The sequence below is a fragment of the Chloroflexus aurantiacus J-10-fl genome (assembly GCF_000018865.1).
Taxonomy (GTDB): Bacteria; Chloroflexota; Chloroflexia; order Chloroflexales; family Chloroflexaceae; genus Chloroflexus; species Chloroflexus aurantiacus.
Genome location: NC_010175.1, coordinates 4,478,739 through 4,494,924, shown reverse-complemented (window position 1 = coordinate 4,494,924; position 16,186 = coordinate 4,478,739). Strand labels below are relative to the sequence as shown.

The following is a 16,186-nucleotide window of genomic DNA, read 5'->3' as shown; positions in this document are numbered from 1 at the left end:
GGTTGGGTGCTCGTGATATTTTGTGAATGATTTCACTAGAAAGGAGGCAAATCGTGTCTTCGCCGCATATCATATCCAACCAGCCTGCTCAGTCCCGTCGCCCACGAGTTGTGATCGTAGGTGCCGGTTTCGGCGGTCTGGCCGCAGTTCGTACTCTGGCGCAGGCGCCGGTGGATGTGCTGCTGATCAATCGTACCAACTACCACGGTTTCTGGCCGTTGCTCTACCAGGTCGCAACCGCCGGCCTGGAACCGGAGTCGATTGCCTATCCGGTGCGCGCCATTCTGCGCCGTTACCGTAATGTGAACTTTCTGCTCGCCGAAGTTCACAGCGTTGATTTTACCCGTCAGCTTGTGCATACCAATACCGGTAGTGTGCAGTACGACTATCTGATTCTGGCAGCCGGCAGCACCACCAATTTCTTCGGTAACGAGCGGATTGCCCGTCATACCCTGGGGATGAAAGACCTGAACGAAGCCCAACGGTTGCGTAACCACGTCTTGTTGTGTTGTGAACGGGCTGCTGCCGAGAGCGATCCGGATAAGCGGATGGCGTTGTTGACGTTTGCTGTGGTTGGCGGTGGCCCAACCGGTGTTGAACTGGCCGGCGCCTTTGTCGAGCTTATCCGCCATGTGATTCGCCACGATTATCCGATGCTCGATGTCCGCCAGGCCCGGGTTGTTCTGATCGAAGCTACCGACCGTATTCTCGCCTCATTTCCAGATTCGTTGCAACAGGCTGCGTTGCACCGTCTGCAACGCATGGGTGTTGAGGTTCGCCTGAACACGCCGGTCGCCGATGCAGATACAAACGGCCTCCGGTTTCGCGATGGCTCCAGCCTCGCCGCGAAAACCGTTGTCTGGGCCGCCGGAGTACGGGGTGCGCCATTGGCCGATGCGCTGGGGGTAACACTCGGCCGTGGTGCGCGTGTGGTGGTAACTCCTCAGCTTACCTTGCCAGACGATGATCGCGTCTTTGTGATCGGTGATATGGCGTACCTGGAAGGCTATCGCCCCGGGGTTGCCTACCCAATGGTGGCGCCGGTAGCCATCCAGATGGGTGAACAGGCTGCACGTAATATACTGGCTCAGATTGACGGGCGACCGATGCAGCCCTTTCAGTACCACGATAAGGGCCAGATGGCAACAATTGGCCGCAGTGCTGCCGTACTCGACGCCTTCGGCGTGCGACTGAGCGGCTGGCTGGCCTGGGTTGGCTGGCTGTTTGTCCATTTGATGGCTCTGGTCGGTTTTCGCAACCGGGCGTTAGTCCTGCTCAATTGGGCGTATAGCTATTTCACGTATGATCGAGGGGTGCGGCTGATCTTTGGGATTGGTGCTGAAGAGCACGAGGAAGCGCTGCTGGATGTCGGCAAACGGCAGGACTACAGGTGAGGTGCTGCCATCGTTGATCCGAATCTTGTGCTATAGTGGACATATCAACAATATGCATGAATGGCATGGAGCAACGCTGCAACTTCATCTGTTGTACACGAGTCGTATGAGAAACGGCGAGTCGAAAGAGTGAATGGAGATGGTACCATTCGCGACTCGTGACTACAGAATTGGGCGATCCCGGCCTCGCCCACGTGACGAAGAACGTCTTAGTCAGATACGGAGGAACGTTGTGCCATTCTGTCCACAATGTGGTGTTGCCAATCCCGATAGTGCCCGTTTCTGTGATCAGTGCGGTGCGCAATTGATTCCGGTTCCGGCTGCTCCACCCCAGGCTGCCACACCGGTACCTGTTGCACCGCCTGTAGCAGGTGGCGGTACGGTAAGTGCCGGGCCAACCACCTGCCCGCAGTGCGGTACCAGCGTTATTCCAGGTGAAGCCTTCTGCGATAGTTGCGGTGCCCCGCTCTTCAATCGACCTGTGGCTTCGCCGCCGGGAGTTGGATCGCCATTCCCCGGTGTTCCACCACAACCTGTCTATCCACCGCCGCAACCGGCCACCATCCAAATGCCGCCACCGGCCCGGCCAACCTCTGTACCACCAGTTCCACCTCCGCCGGTTCCATCTATTCCTGCGGTAGCCCCACCGGTACGTAGTTCGCTGGCCGGGGTACGGTTACGGCTTGAAAATGGCACGGTGCTCTCATTACCGGCCACCGGCCAGGCCACCGTTGGGCGCGCCGATCCGGTAAGCAATTTTTACCCTGATATTGATTTGACCGCTCACGGCGGTCTGGAACGTGGCGTTGGTCGCCGCCATGGGCGCTTTCTGGTACAACAGGGCCAGGTCTACTACGAAGACCTTGATAGCACAAATGGGAGCTTTCGGAATAACAGCAAGATACCACCCCGTCAGCCGCAGCCGATCCAGCACGGTGATGAGTTGCGGCTGGGAGCGCTAAAGCTTATCGTTGAATTGTCGTAAGAGTGCTGTATGAGTGTCGAAAACCCAATGCGGATAGCGATTGTTGGTGTTGGTGGTGTCGGCGGCTACTTCGGTGGTCGTCTGGCCCAGGCCGGTCACGACGTTTTCTTTATTGCCCGGGGCGATCATCTGGCAGCTATGCGAAGCCATGGCCTGCGCGTGCAGAGCATTGCCGGCGATTTCTGGTTACCGGACGTGAAGGCAACCGATCAACCCGCCGAGGTAGGCCCGGTTGATCTGGTGATTGTGGGTGTGAAAGGCTGGCAGGTGCGTGAAGCGGCATACGCGATGCAACCGCTGATCGGCCCAGAGACGGCTGTGCTTCCGCTGCTCAATGGGGTCGATGCGCCGACCGAACTGGCAGAGGTACTCGGCGCCGAACATGTGTTGGCCGGCTTGTGCCGCATCATTGCCTATCGGGCTGCACCGGGTGTGATTGTTCATGCCGGAGTCAATCCGCCCTCTATCGATTTCGGTGAACTCGACAATCGCCATACCCCTCGCCTGGCGCGGATTCAGGCCGCACTGGAGGGGGCCGGTATTCGCGCCTTTATCCCCGAAAACATCCACGTTGCGCTCTGGCAGAAGTTCATGCTGATTTGCGCCTGGAGTGGGTTTGGCGCTGCTACCCGCGCCCCGATTGGGGTCTGGCGTTCCCTGCCTGAAACCCGCCCCCTGGTCGAACGTTGTTTGCAAGAGGTGGTTGATGTGGCCGCCGCTCGCGGTGTGATGCTGCCGGACAATGCGGTGAGCACAATGATGGCGTTTATCGATAGCATGCCTTACGAAGGGACAGCCTCGCTGCAGCGCGATATTATGAGCGGCCAGCCTTCAGAACTGGCCAGCCAGAATGGAGCGCTGGTACGCCTGGCGCGTGCCGCCGGTGTTCCGGTGCCGGTCAACGAGATGCTGTACGCTATCTTGCTGCCGCAAGAATTAGCCGCCCGCGGCCAACTACCGACCCAACGTTGAATGCGCTAGAGAGGAGCGCCGCATGTCTGCACGTCTGTCCCGCCTGGTAGAGCGTCTGGTTGCCGCAGATTACGCCGGTGCCGCCTTGATGCCGGCTACCAATCTCGCCTATCTCACCAGCCTGCGCTTTCATCCCGGAAAACGGCTCACCCTGCTCTTGCTACCGGCGAACGGTAACCCACCGGTTATGGTGCTGCCCCAGCTCGAACTCGAACGGGTGCGGGCAAGTGTTCCTTTCGCAACCCAATTCTTTGCCTGGAGTGATGCCGAAGGGCCATTGAAGGCATTGGCAGACGGCATCACAGCCGCTTTTGGCGCCACCGTACCAGATAAACCGTTGGCCGTTGAGCACACCGTCATGCGGGTGATGGAGCTGCGGGCATTGGAGGCTGTTGCGCCCGGTCTGCGCACGGCTGATCTTGATCCGCTACTGAGTGAACTACGGATGGTTAAAGATGCCGAAGAGCTGGCGCTTATGGAGCGCGCCGTAGCGATTGTCGAGCAGGCATTGCATACCTTCATCAGACAGATTCGTGCCGGACTGAGCGAGCGAACCCTCTCGCGTATGCTGAGCGACGCCATCCTGGCAGCCGGTGCCGACGGCGAGAGCTTCGCGAATATGGTAGCCAGTGGTCCCAATGCTGCCAATCCTCACCACGAAAACAGTGATCGCATACTGCAAACCGGTGATCTGGTGATTATCGACTGCGGTGCCGTCTACCAGGGTTACCATTCAGACATTACCCGCACGATAGCGATTGGCGATCCCGGCCCCATGGCCCGCCACGTCTACGACATCGTGCTGGCAGCGAACACGGCTGGCCGCAACGCCTGCCGGCCCGGCGTGAGCGGCGCCACGATTGACGCCGCGGCGCGCAAGGTGATCGAGGATGCCGGTTACGGGGCAGCATTTGTTCACCGCACCGGCCATGGCCTCGGCCTGGAAACCCACGAACTGCCCAACATTGTTGCCGGCAGTGATGCACCATTGTTGCCAGGCACCACCTTCACCGTTGAACCAGGCATCTACCTGCCCGGTCAGTTCGGTGTGCGTATAGAAGATGATGTGGTCATCACCCCCGATGGTAGTCGCTCACTGACCACCTTCCCCCGTGAGCTGATTGTGGTGTAGAGTGGATGGATTGACAGCCAGCGGCAGTACACTGAACTGTATGCCGAAGGGGCACCCACAGGTGGTGCCCTGTGCAATTTCTCTGTATGAATGTTCTTAAAAAGGCGCCTACCTTATTCACAAACATTGGCTCGTTTGCAAGGGAAACGCAGCCCCTCCGGTCGAGCGATTGACCACACGTGCAACCACATCGCCCACGTTGGCACTAAATTCCGTTAATCCACCCCAACCAGACTCATCACCATCCTCTGAACCCGGATCAAGGCCAGAAATATCGATCACATTTCCATCGCGCTTGAAGAAATAGACCTTTGAACCTTTTGCTAACGCACTTGAAGCAAGTTTTCTTGTCTCCTGATCTACGGAGAGATGGAGCATATCCAGGACATCCTGTGCTGTTCCTTGATGCTTTTGCATAATCTGCAATGCCCAAACGATATCCAGAATATGCGGCGAGTGGGTCGAAATACAGATTTTGTAGCCACGTGCAAGCAGCTCTAGCACCAGGGCCAGCAGAGCAGAGATTGCCCTTGGATGCAAACCCATTTCAGGTTCTTCAATAACAACCCACTCCAGCGCATTGCGACGCATGCGATTAGGCGGCAACAACCAATAAAGTCCCAGTAGTAGTGGTACAAACTCGCGCTGACCTGCTGACCACACTGAATACGGTAGCTTTACTTCCCCCTCTCTGCTACTAAGGACGATGCGTTTTACTGAGTGCTCTGTATCAATCTGTAACCCAAAGCTACCAAAAACATGTTCCAGCAGCATAGTTCGTAATTGCTTTTTGAGGCGATGTTCCGGTGGGAACAGTTGCGAAGATACTGCGAATTCTGATTGGAGCAGGTTATGTACTGTTTCGCTAAACTCACGCAACACAAAGGGATCACCTGAACGGTACTCAGTAAATGGTCGGGTCGATCCATCACGCAAACTCATCACTCGTTGCGCAGGGATGTAGAACATCTTCTCTTTCTCTTGCCGATGACGACTGTTTTCAGAAATGACTCTTTCTAGTTGAACAGCGATATTATTACTGAGAATCTGTGTTTTCTCAGGCTGGTACAGATTAGCCATGCCTTCACCAAAATACAACTCAAGGAAATGACTCGTCTTTCCCGCCCAATCGACATTGAAACGCTTGAATCGATTGCGAATCGGAACAATATCCAGCAGTAATTTGTGCAACTGGAGAAAAATACTTTTACCTGTAGCCTGTGGACCAACAAAGACTGTCAAATCTGAAAAGGTAACACTTGCTGATGTTATTGGGCCGAAATTATACACTGTGAGGGTGTTCATGTTCGTGCTTTCACATTATTGGGAATAGAGGACAGGCATATTCTATACGATTTAGAACCAGGACGGTTTTAATCAAGCTGCTTCTGATCAGTTTGTATCACTCTCAAAGCCGTCTGTGGGTGTGATTGGGTGTGTGTGCACGTATGGTACAACGAAAACTTCTTTCAGGCAACCTTATGTTGAGACAGGTTACTATTGATTGATATGGATGAAAGATTGAGGCTCATGTTCAAAATCAGTGCGATATAGTATACTGTGACAGAATTGTTGTATCAAAGGAGAGCTATGGAATGTCCAATTGATGACCTGTTCGATGATGAACGCAGTGACCAGTGGTGATGAACGATGTCCATCCCAATGGGTTGCCATGGCCAGGCGGTGGGCGTGGCACCGATGAAGCACAGCGCGTGGAGCACTGCACTGAGCACAGGCGATGCTCGGCACCGATGCATAACGAAGATATGCGCATCGTGCCTGGGTGCATCGCACGTTGGACCATGGCCACCGGGTCCGGACACACAAAGAGATAGGAAACGAGTGGTGCATGTGACCACCTGCGAGGGATGATGGATAACGGTGCGCACTGGTCTGCACCCGTTTCGTGGCGTACACAAAACGTATCTGGCTGCATTTGTGGCGATAGGCGAAGTTCGTATCAATGAGCAACGGATCGCTCTTGGGTGTATCGCTCAGTGGTTAGGTTGGACTACTTTTTTGAACATGAGCCACTTTTGACGGACGAAAACATGAATCGCAGCCAATTCCTGGAAGCTCTGCGAAATGAAGTAGCAACATTCAACCCGGTCGTTTCAACACAAACCGGTGACTGGATTGTCAAAGGTTTTATTGACGTAGCCAGGAATATTTACACGATTTCGGCAGATACGAAAGTCATCTCAAAACTTTTGGAAATCCTTCTTTTTCCCCGATTAGCACAATTCGCCGAACAAAACCAGCTTAAAATGTTCTTGTCTGAATAACAGAATTTCTATCCAGATATAAGTTTCGTGGATGTTGACGGTAATCGCTTTGCGCTTGATCTGAAAAGTACTTACCGAATTGATAATGATCGCGTTAACGGCATGACACTGGGCAGCTTTACAGGATATTTTCGCGAGCGGCACAGCACAAAGAATGTGACTTTCCCCTACGGTTCGTACAGCGGACACTTTGTTCTGGGTATCATTTATTCAAAGGCAGATACATCTATTGACGAACGAAGAACATATAACCTGGAAGATATTGAAAGAATTATCTCGGTTATCAGAGATTTTCAATTCTTTGTGCATGAGAAATACAAAATAGCCTCTGATCGTCCAGGCAGTGGTAACACAAAGAATATAGGTTCCGTTACAGAAATCAGCAGACTTTTAAGTGGAACAGGCCCTTTTGCATTACTCGGTGAAGACATTTTTGATGACTACTGGATGTTTTACCTGACTAAAGATATGGCAAGAGCAGCAGAATTGGTCAGACCACCATATACAGATCTACGAAGCTATTTGCGGTATAAAGGTTTACAATATGAACACTAGAGGTTTACCACGTACAGTACAACGAGTCATTGTTCCACCAATAAAGTGTCAAGGAATTAAGACTAAACTGACTAAGTTTATTCTAAGTAATATCTCCTGGCACGGTCAGGGACGATGGATTGAGCCATTTTTAGGTTCAGGAGCTGTACTTTTCAATGTTCAGCCCGATTATGCAATTGTAAATGACATCAATCCTCATATCATACGCCTGTATCAGATGATATATGAAGGAAAAATATTTCCTGAAACTGTACGAAAGTATTTGACAGAAGAAGGAAAGAAGCTATTATTAAAAGGCGAAGATTACTACTACTTTGTCAGGGAACGTTTTAACAAAAGTGGTGATCCCTTGGATTTTATTTTCTTGAATCGGTCATGTTTTAACGGTGTCATGCGTTTTAATAAAAAAGGTGAATTTAATGTTCCGTTTTGTCGAAAGACAGATCGCTTTCGTCAGGCATATATCACGAAAATCGTTAATCAAATAACTCAGATTCGTAATATTATGAAAGGCAAAGCGTGGGAGTTTCGGATTGGAGATTGGCGAGATTGCCTGCACCATGTTACGCCGGACGACTTTGTCTACCTTGATCCGCCTTACATTGGCAGACATACAGATTACTATCAACAATGGACTGAACATGATGCGGCTGAGTTAGCAACGGTGACGCAGCATCTGCCTTGTGGCTTTGCGTTGTCTATGTGGAAAGAAAACCGATATCGTCAAAATCAGCACATCGCTCAATATTGGAACGGATTGATCGAGCGGACAGTTTCTCATTTTTATCATGTAGGTTCGACAGAAGACTTACGAAATGAGATGGAAGAAGCATTATTGATAAAACCAGGCTTTGCAACAGCAATTACACCATCAGTAGAATCTGACAAACCACTACAATTGACATTTGTATAAGCAATAAATACCATAACAGAGATAGGTGTATCTGCGTGCATTAAGCGTTGTACATTGCATCACCACGTCCACAGCATCGCTGGATCGTATTCATTACCCATCAGAAGGCACCATAGTGTGGACCCTCACATACCCAATCAGCCTCCCGTCCTGCCGCGTAACAGCGTATCAGCATTCGATCAATCTGTGGTATACTACTCACGTTGATCGCAGCAGGTGAGGAGACGATGTTTACGACGTTTACTGTCTGTATTTGTTCTCACAGCCGCACGGCTGTATTTTATGACCGTCGTCGTCACCGTCGTCAGCCAGTCACACGCACTGGCTAGCCGCGCCTGCACTTCTGGAAGGAATGTTCTCAGGCCAGCTTGCCAGCGCGCAGGCTGGCTTCTTCTATGTATTCGCCATTACAGAGCACAGGGGACTATGACACACTTATATCTGATCCGTCACGGTGAGTCGGTCGCTAATGTTCAACCAATTGTTGCCGGCATGCGCGGAGATGCCGGGCTTACCAAACGTGGGATCGCGCAGGCCGAACGACTGCGTGACCGGCTGGCAACCAGCGGTGAGATCAAAGCCGATGTGCTGATTTCATCCACCTTGCCGCGTGCCCGCCAGACTGCCGAGATTATTCAGCCTGCCCTGGGGCTGCCCATCATCTTCGATGATGACGTGCAGGAGTTGCGGGTTGGTGAAGCCGATGGCATGACGAACCAGGAAGCCTGGGCGTTGTTTGGAGTACCGGATTTTGATCGGTATCCGTTGCGTCCGATTGCCCCCGGCGGTGAAAGCTGGGGCGATTTCACCTTGCGGGTGAGCCGGGCGCTGACCCGCATTACCACCGAGTATGAGGGTAAAACGATTGTAGTCGTCTGTCACGGTGGGGTGATCGACTGTTCGTTTATCCACTTCTTCCGTATGCCGAGTCTGGTGGTGCCGCCCATTGATTTTCACACCCGCAATACCAGCATTACCTGGTGGGAGCGCGTGAATCGACGGCATCAACAGCTCTGGCGGCTCAATTCGTACAACGACATCGCCCATTTGCAGGGGATTGGTGCTGTGGAGTCGGTGCGCTGGGAAGACACCCATCCCGCTTCACCGGTACCAACCGAGGAGTGATCTGGTATGGTAACGTTTCTCGCCGATGGTCATGTGACCAGTCCACGCGGCTGGCGTGCCGGGGTGGCAGCGTGTGGGATCAAATACGCCAATCGCGACGATCTGGCGCTGCTGGTGAGCGATTATCCGGCGACGGCGGCAGCCGTCTTTACCACGAATGCGGTTAAGGCTGCACCGGTGCGCTACGATATGGCGCTGATGGCGCAGGGCCACGATCTGCGTGCCGTTGTGATTAATGCCGGTAATGCCAATGCCTGTACCGGGAGTGATGGCGATGCCGCCGCCGCTGCGATGGCTCAGGCTGTCGAACAGGCGCTGGATTTGCCGCCCCAAAGCGTTTTTGTTATGTCTACCGGAACGATTGGCGTTCCCATGCCGGTTGAGAAGATTGTGCGCGGGATCGCCGTCGCTGCTTCCCACTTGAGTCAGGATCACGGCCCGGCGGCTGCGCGGGCGATCATGACCACCGATACCCGCCCCAAGTATTGCGCAGTGGCGGTTACGCTCCCTGATGGTCAGGTGATCACAATTGGTGGGATGGCTAAGGGGGCCGGGATGATCCATCCCAATATGGCGACAATGCTGGCGGTGGTCACAACCGATGCGACCGTACCACGGGCGGTACTCGACCAGGCGCTTCGCCGGGCGCTAGAGGTGAGCTTCAACAGCATCAGCATTGATGGCGATACCAGCACCAACGATACGCTGCTGGTTATGGCAAACGGTGCCAGCCCGGCACCACCCATTACTGACCTCGACTCCCCTGCCGGTTCGGCCTTTTACGCCGGTCTGGTCGCAGTGTGTCAGCATCTTGCCCACGCGATTGTGCGTGATGGCGAAGGAGCCACTCGTTTTGTGACTATCACGGTGCGAGGGGCGGTGAACGATGCCGAAGCAAAGGTGGCGGCTATGACTATCGCCCGCTCGCCGCTGGTCAAGACGGCGCTGTTCGGCGCCGATCCCAACTGGGGGCGTGTCTTGTGTGCGATTGGCTATTCAGGGGCGACCGTAGACCCCGACCGGGTGGTGCTGTCGTTTGGGGGGATGCGCGTGTTGGAAAATGGTCTGCCATTACCTTTTGATGAGAAGGCAGCGCATCAGTTGCTCGATGTCCCTGAAATTACTATCGACGCCGACCTCGGCCTCGGTGATGGGCAGGCGACCGTGTGGACGTGCGATTTTAGCTACGACTATGTGCGGATTAATGCCGAATACCGCACGTGAGAGTGGAGCGACGGTATGGAGTACACCACCCGCCAATCGATTGCCCGTGAGTTGTGTGAGCGCCTTGCCCGGCTAGCGGGCGCTCCGCTCGTGGTGGGTGGTATGCTTGCCCCGGAAACACCGCTCACCGATTTCGATCCGCTGGAGCTGCTGGTAGTAGCCGACAGCACCGTTCAATATACGCAGCAGAGCTTTATGCTGCAAGGAATACCGGTGACGATCCACACGATTGGACTGGCTGCCCTGGAGAGTCTGTTGCGGGAACCTGATTTGCGCTGGCCGCAGTGGTTGTGCTGGCTGGACCTGTTACAGCCGCTGGTCGGCAATGCTGATCGCGTACAGGATTGGTTAGCGCAGGCCAGGACGGTACCAGAACCTGCCTTCTACCGCAGTATTCTGCCTTACCTGCCGCAACTGGTCTTCCCGCGCTACAGCGAACTACGGGCGGCTGCTGTTCGTCGTGAGGAGCAGGTGGGAATGCTACTGGTACCGACCATCCTGACCGAAATGTATACGGCGCTCTGCCTGATCAACCGGTGCTGGCCGACCCGCCGGCTGGCGGCGGGTCTGGGCGAGAGTTTCGCTTTCTCCCTCCAGCCCCGTGACTGGCCGAGTCTGGCGATGGCGCTGATTGCAGCTCGCGAACTTGAAGAGATTGGCCGGCTGGCCGGTACGCTTGTCGGCAACTACTGGCAATTGCTGATACGTTGTGGTCTGAATATCGAACATCATCAGACGGCGGCCAGTGCACCGTTGTCATTGCGATAGAGGAGTAGAGAGATGGAACACCGGCTTTGGGGTGGACGTTTCAGTGAACCGACAGCGGCGGAGATGCGTCGCTTCAACGACTCCTTCCATTTTGATGTCCGTTTGGCCGAGGTCGATATTGCCGGCAGTATCGCCTGGGCCGGTGCCCTATTGCAGGCCGGTCTGATTAATGAAACCGAACACGCCGACCTCGTGCGCGGGCTGGAACTGGTGCGGGCCGAATTCGCGAACGGGAGCTTCGTGGCCGCAGCGGGTGACGAAGACATTCATACCGCTGTTGAGCGGCGCCTGCGCGAGTTAATCGGCGATGCGGCGCTCAAGCTACACACCGGGCGCTCACGCAACGATCAGGTGGCAACCGATATGCGCCTCTACACTATCGGGATTGCGCGCCAGCTTGATCGGCGTCTGCGCGATCTGCAACTTGCTCTGCTGGCCCAGGCCGAACAACACACTGCCACGGTGATGCCGGGTTATACCCATCTTCAGCGTGCGCAACCGATCACCTTTGGGCATTGGTGTCTGGCGTATGTTGAGATGTTTGCCCGTGACCGGAGTCGTCTGAACGATGCCATCCGCCGGATGCGTGTACTGCCTCTCGGTGCCGGTGCGTTGGCCGGTAATTCACTCGGCGTCGAACGCGAGCGCCTGACCGAGTTGCTCGATGAATTTGATGAGCTGTCCGCCAACTCACTCGATGCAGTCAGTGATCGTGATTTTGTTGCCGAAGTGCTCTTTGCCTGTGCCTTAATCGGTGTCCACCTGAGCCGATTGGCCGAAGATGTGATCCTCTACGCCAGTGCTGAATTTGGCTTTCTCGAACTGGCTGATGCCTACAGTACCGGCTCAAGTCTGATGCCACAAAAGAAGAATCCCGATAGTATGGAATTGCTGCGCGGCAAAAGTGGTCGCCTGCTGGGCAACCTTGTCGCCTTGCTGACGGTCCTGAAAGGGTTGCCGCTGACCTACAACAAAGACATGCAAGAGGACAAAGAACCGCTCTTTGACAGTTTTGATACGCTCGATCTGGGTTTGCAGGTAGCCGCAGCGGCCATTGCGACCATGACAGTACGGCCTGAGCGCATGGCAGCAGCGCTCGACGATGCCATGCTGGCCACCGATCTGGCCGACGAGCTGGTGCGGCGTGGCGTACCGTTCCGCGTTGCCCACAGCAAGGTTGGTCAACTGGTACAGCGCGCACTGACCCGTGGGGTAAGCCTGCGGCAGCTTCCCCTTGCGGATTACCAGGCCGTCGAGCCATCGCTCGATGCGAGCATTTATGATGTGTTCGACATGCAGCGCAGCGTCGCGCAAAAAGCCAGTTACGGCGGGACTGCACCACAGCGGGTTCGCGAACAGTGTGCTCGCTGGCGTGACAGTTTGTTGAATGATGAATAGTCGTTCGGCATCAGCATTTTGTATCATTGAAGAGGAAAACAGCACAGCTATGACCAGTCCACTCTACGCACCGCCGGTAAGCCTGCCGGTCCTTCACATTCGCCCTGACGCTGCCGTCACAATTCGCCGGGCACGGGTCGGTGATGTGCCACGGCTCTACGAGATTATCAACTACTACGCCGCCCGTGGCGATATGCTGCCCAAAACCCTCGATCAACTCTACAATCGGGTACGGAACTTCAATGTTGCCGAAGCCGATGGTGAGGTGATCGGTTGTGCAGCGCTGCATATCACCTGGGCCGATCTGGCCGAAGTGGTAAGCGTTGCCGTCCATCCGTCGTTTCAGGGCCGTGGCATTGGGCGCCGTCTGATCGAGCCGCTCTTCACCGAAGCATTGGAACTTGGCATTCCAACGCTCTTCACGCTGACATTGCAGGTAGGGTTCTTTAGCTCATTGGGATTTCGCGAGATTCCAAAATTACGCCTCCCGCATAAAATCTGGCAAGATTGCGCCACCTGCTTCAAGCAGGATCGCTGTGATGAAGTGGCAATGATCCGGCAATTACCGTAGGATGCGTCATTGGGCAATGTATAGAATACTGTTTTATCAACGTTCTCTTCATAAACGAATATGTATATGTTTAAGAACAGCCATATATACATTGCTTTCGCATCCAACATGACAATTACTCCGTATCAATCAGTGATGGTTTAACCTGTAGACGGAGTGACGATATGCCTGTTAATAGCACCATTGCTGCTGCGATCCTGCTTATTGTTCTTGGCATCGGCGGTGTTTTCGCTACTGCTGCCATCACCTCAACCATTCCTGCACTGTTTGGCCTGGTTCTGCTCGGTCTGGGAATAGCAATTGAGCGCTCCAGTAACTCTCGCCGTTTTGAATGGCTGGCTGCACTGGTAGGGCTGCTCGGTGTGCTGGCACCAATCGGGAACCTGGTACGGATTATCGGTCAGACCGGCCTGATCATCAATGCTGCGGTGTTCGCAAATGTGGTGATGCTCGGTATCTGTGGGCTGTATTTGCTGGTCTGGCTGTGGGAGCAGTGGAGTGGTGAGCGGATCAAGATTAAGTAGACGAGCAGGGTGATGGGCGGATCGACAGTCCGCCCATCAATAACCCGCACCTGTGATGACGAGCCGTGCTATTGCAAATGTTATCCAATCACCATCCTCACTCACTCCGCTGCCCCACCTCAATCCCTGCCAGGCGCTCTATCGCTTTGATCAGGGCATGATTCCCCTCGTGACCTAATCCGGCCTGTTGCAGGGTGCGGTAGAGATGAAACACGGTCGAAGTGGTCAGCATTGGCGCGCCGACCGCATCGGCAGCGGCCAGCACCAATCGTAAATCTTTTTGCTGGAGGTCGATGGTAAAGCCGGGCCGCCAGTCGCGGCGAATGACCTGCGGCCCACGGTTCGAGAGCATCCAGCTTCCGGCGGCACCACCACTCACCGCTGCCAGCGTCTTCTCTAAATCGACGCCGCTGGCCTGGGCGAAGACCAGTGCTTCGCTGATAGCCAGCATCGTCCCCACCACCAGAATTTGATTCACCAGCTTGACCGTCTGGCCGGCACCGTGATCGCCGACGTGTGTGATCGTTTTGCCCATCGCCTGAAAGACCGGCATCGCCCGTTCCACCAGCGGGGCCGGTCCACCAACCATAATGCTGAGCGTTCCGCGTGCGGCTCCTTCACTGCCACCGCTCACCGGCGCATCGAGAAAGCCAATCCCGTGATCGTGCAGGCGAGCGGCAAACTGCTGTGCGCCTTGCGGGCTGATGGTACTCATATCAATGACCAACATTCCGGCCCGTGCACCTTCGATCACCCCTTGCGGTCCAAACAGAACGGCTTCTACATCGGGGGTATCACTCACACAACTGATCACAATATCACTGCGGGCAGCCAGATCGGCCGGTGAGGTTGCTAACTGAGCGCCGGCAGCAACCAGTTCATCGGCCCGCCCCGGCGTGCGGTTCCACACCGTCAACGGGAACCCGGCTCGCAGAATGTTGGCCGCCATGCCACGCCCCATGATCCCCAGCCCAATGAAGCCAATTCGTTCACTCATACCTCACTCCTCAATTTTGCTGAGAACAACGCTGATACAAAGGATGGTATCATACCTGCCGGCATTGCAATCACAACGCAATGACATACTCGCTGTACCGCTAACAGTGCTAAAGGTGCTCGCCTATGCCAACTGCACTTGCTGATCTCCTGATTCTTGATTTCAGTCGGGTTCTGGCCGGCCCATATGCGACAATGGTTCTCGCCGATATGGGCGCACGGGTGATCAAGATTGAACAACCGGGTACCGGTGATGAAACCCGCCAGTGGGGACCACCCTTCGCCGATAATGGCCTGAGTGCCTATTTCATTGCCGTCAACCGCAACAAACAGAGCATCACCCTCAATCTCAAGCATCCTACCGGCCAGGCGATTGCCCGTGAACTCGCCCGACGTGCCGACGTGCTGATTGAGAATTTTTTGCCTGGAACAATGGCCCGGATGGGATTGGGATACAACGATCTACGTCCGCTCAATCCGCGACTCATTTACTGTAGCATTACCGGCTACGGTCAGTACGGTCCTGATGCCGACCGTCCTGGTTACGACACGGTGATTCAGGCCGAAGGCGGGTTGATGAGTATCACCGGTGAACCGGATGGCCCGCCAATGAAGACCGGCGTTGCCGTTGCGGACATTACTACCGGCCTGTACGCCGCAACCAGCATTCTGGCGGCATTGCACTACCGCACCCACAGCGGAGAAGGGCAGTATATCGATCTGTCCCTCTTTGATGTGCAACTCAGTTGGCTGGCAAACGTGGCATCAGCCTACCTGGTTTCCGGCAAGCCACCACGTCGCTACGGCAATGCCCACTCCACCATTGTTCCCTATCAACCGTTTGCGGCTGCTGATGGGTATGTTATGGTGGCGGTGGGGAACGATCAGCAATTCACCCGTTTCTGTCAGGCGCTTAACCACCCCGAATGGGCCACCGATGAGCGTTTCGCAACCAACCCGGCCAGAGTAACGAACCGCGAACAGATCATTACGGCGATTGCTGAGGTCATGGCCGGCGAGTCGGTGGCCTTCTGGATCGAGCGATTGCGAGCGGCTCAGGTGCCGTGTGGCCCGGTCAACGACATTCCAACGGCTCTGAACAGCCGACAGGCGCAGGCCAGAGGCATGGTTCGCAGTATTGACGGTATCCGGATGGTTGGTCCGGCGCCGGTATTCAGTGCCACTCCTGCAACCATCCGCTCTGCCCCGCCCGCGCTCGGTGCAGATACCGCAGCGGTATTGGCAGAGTTGGGCTATTCGGCCGATCAGATTCGTCACTTCTACGATCAGGGGATTGTGTAGAGAAGAACGGAGGTAGCACAGGCTTCAGTCTGTGCTACCCCG

Annotated in this window: 14 protein-coding genes and 1 pseudogene; 13 read left to right on the top strand and 2 right to left on the bottom strand. The window is 54.9% G+C overall.

Features of this window, described 5'->3' with window-relative positions; all coding sequences use genetic code 11:
• The first annotated feature begins 53 nt into the window (after positions 1-53).
• The 4 genes from CAUR_RS17605 (at position 54) to CAUR_RS17590 (ending at position 4,483) form a co-directional block, all read left to right on the top strand.
• The gene (locus CAUR_RS17605; protein ID WP_015909405.1) at positions 54-1,394 is read left to right on the top strand and encodes an NAD(P)/FAD-dependent oxidoreductase; all 1,341 of its coding nucleotides are present in this window, start codon (positions 54-56) and stop codon (positions 1,392-1,394) included.
• Between the two features lie 232 nt (positions 1,395-1,626).
• Complete coding sequence (locus CAUR_RS17600; protein ID WP_012259195.1) at positions 1,627-2,379, top strand: zinc-ribbon domain-containing protein; 753 nt, start codon at positions 1,627-1,629, stop codon at positions 2,377-2,379.
• Positions 2,380-2,388: 9 nt separating this feature from the next.
• Positions 2,389-3,351, top strand: a complete 963-nt coding sequence (locus CAUR_RS17595; RefSeq protein WP_012259194.1) for a 2-dehydropantoate 2-reductase — start codon at positions 2,389-2,391, stop codon at positions 3,349-3,351.
• A gap of 22 nt (positions 3,352-3,373) precedes the next feature.
• Positions 3,374-4,483, top strand: a complete 1,110-nt coding sequence (locus CAUR_RS17590) for a M24 family metallopeptidase (RefSeq protein WP_012259193.1) — start codon at positions 3,374-3,376, stop codon at positions 4,481-4,483.
• Positions 4,484-4,600: 117 nt separating this feature from the next.
• On the opposite strand, the gene CAUR_RS17585 is transcribed toward CAUR_RS17590, so the two are convergent.
• The gene (locus tag CAUR_RS17585; protein ID WP_012259192.1) at positions 4,601-5,788 is read right to left on the bottom strand and encodes an AAA family ATPase; all 1,188 of its coding nucleotides are present in this window, start codon (positions 5,786-5,788) and stop codon (positions 4,601-4,603) included.
• Between the two features lie 746 nt (positions 5,789-6,534).
• On the opposite strand from CAUR_RS17585, the pseudogene CAUR_RS17580 reads away from it, so the two are divergent.
• From CAUR_RS17580 to CAUR_RS17545, 8 genes and pseudogenes are all read left to right on the top strand, one after another.
• Positions 6,535-7,323, top strand: a pseudogene (locus CAUR_RS17580) (type II restriction endonuclease).
• The gene (locus CAUR_RS17575) at positions 7,313-8,236 is read left to right on the top strand and encodes a DNA adenine methylase (RefSeq protein ID WP_012259191.1); all 924 of its coding nucleotides are present in this window, start codon (positions 7,313-7,315) and stop codon (positions 8,234-8,236) included. The pseudogene CAUR_RS17580 and the gene CAUR_RS17575 overlap by 11 nt, the downstream one beginning before the upstream one ends.
• A 426-nt stretch (positions 8,237-8,662) precedes the next feature.
• Positions 8,663-9,361, top strand: a complete 699-nt coding sequence (locus tag CAUR_RS17570; RefSeq protein WP_012259190.1) for a histidine phosphatase family protein — start codon at positions 8,663-8,665, stop codon at positions 9,359-9,361.
• A gap of 6 nt (positions 9,362-9,367) precedes the next feature.
• Complete coding sequence (gene argJ / locus CAUR_RS17565; RefSeq protein WP_012259189.1) at positions 9,368-10,585, top strand: bifunctional glutamate N-acetyltransferase/amino-acid acetyltransferase ArgJ; 1,218 nt, start codon at positions 9,368-9,370, stop codon at positions 10,583-10,585.
• A 15-nt stretch (positions 10,586-10,600) separates the two neighbouring features.
• Complete coding sequence (locus CAUR_RS17560; protein ID WP_012259188.1) at positions 10,601-11,353, top strand: hypothetical protein; 753 nt, start codon at positions 10,601-10,603, stop codon at positions 11,351-11,353.
• A gap of 12 nt (positions 11,354-11,365) precedes the next feature.
• Positions 11,366-12,751 carry an argininosuccinate lyase gene (gene argH, locus CAUR_RS17555; RefSeq protein WP_012259187.1) on the top strand — a complete coding sequence of 462 codons (1,386 nt, stop codon included), beginning with the start codon at positions 11,366-11,368 and terminating at the stop codon, positions 12,749-12,751.
• Positions 12,752-12,800: 49 nt separating this feature from the next.
• Positions 12,801-13,322: an N-acetyltransferase gene (locus CAUR_RS17550; RefSeq protein WP_012259186.1), complete on the top strand. Its 522-nt coding sequence runs from the start codon at positions 12,801-12,803 to the stop codon at positions 13,320-13,322.
• 164 nt (positions 13,323-13,486) lie between these two features.
• On the top strand, positions 13,487-13,846 hold the full coding sequence (locus tag CAUR_RS17545) for a hypothetical protein (protein ID WP_012259185.1): 360 nt from the start codon (positions 13,487-13,489) through the stop codon (positions 13,844-13,846).
• 97 nt (positions 13,847-13,943) lie between these two features.
• Here CAUR_RS17545 and CAUR_RS17540 read toward each other — a convergent pair whose 3' ends face one another.
• A complete protein-coding gene (locus CAUR_RS17540; protein ID WP_012259184.1) occupies positions 13,944-14,843 on the bottom strand; it encodes an NAD(P)-dependent oxidoreductase in 900 nt (299 codons plus the stop codon).
• A 125-nt stretch (positions 14,844-14,968) separates the two neighbouring features.
• Between CAUR_RS17540 and CAUR_RS17535 the strand changes: the two genes are divergently transcribed.
• Entirely contained in the window at positions 14,969-16,144 is a 1,176-nt protein-coding gene (locus tag CAUR_RS17535; protein ID WP_012259183.1) for a CaiB/BaiF CoA transferase family protein, read from the top strand.
• The last annotated feature ends 42 nt before the right edge of the window (positions 16,145-16,186 follow it).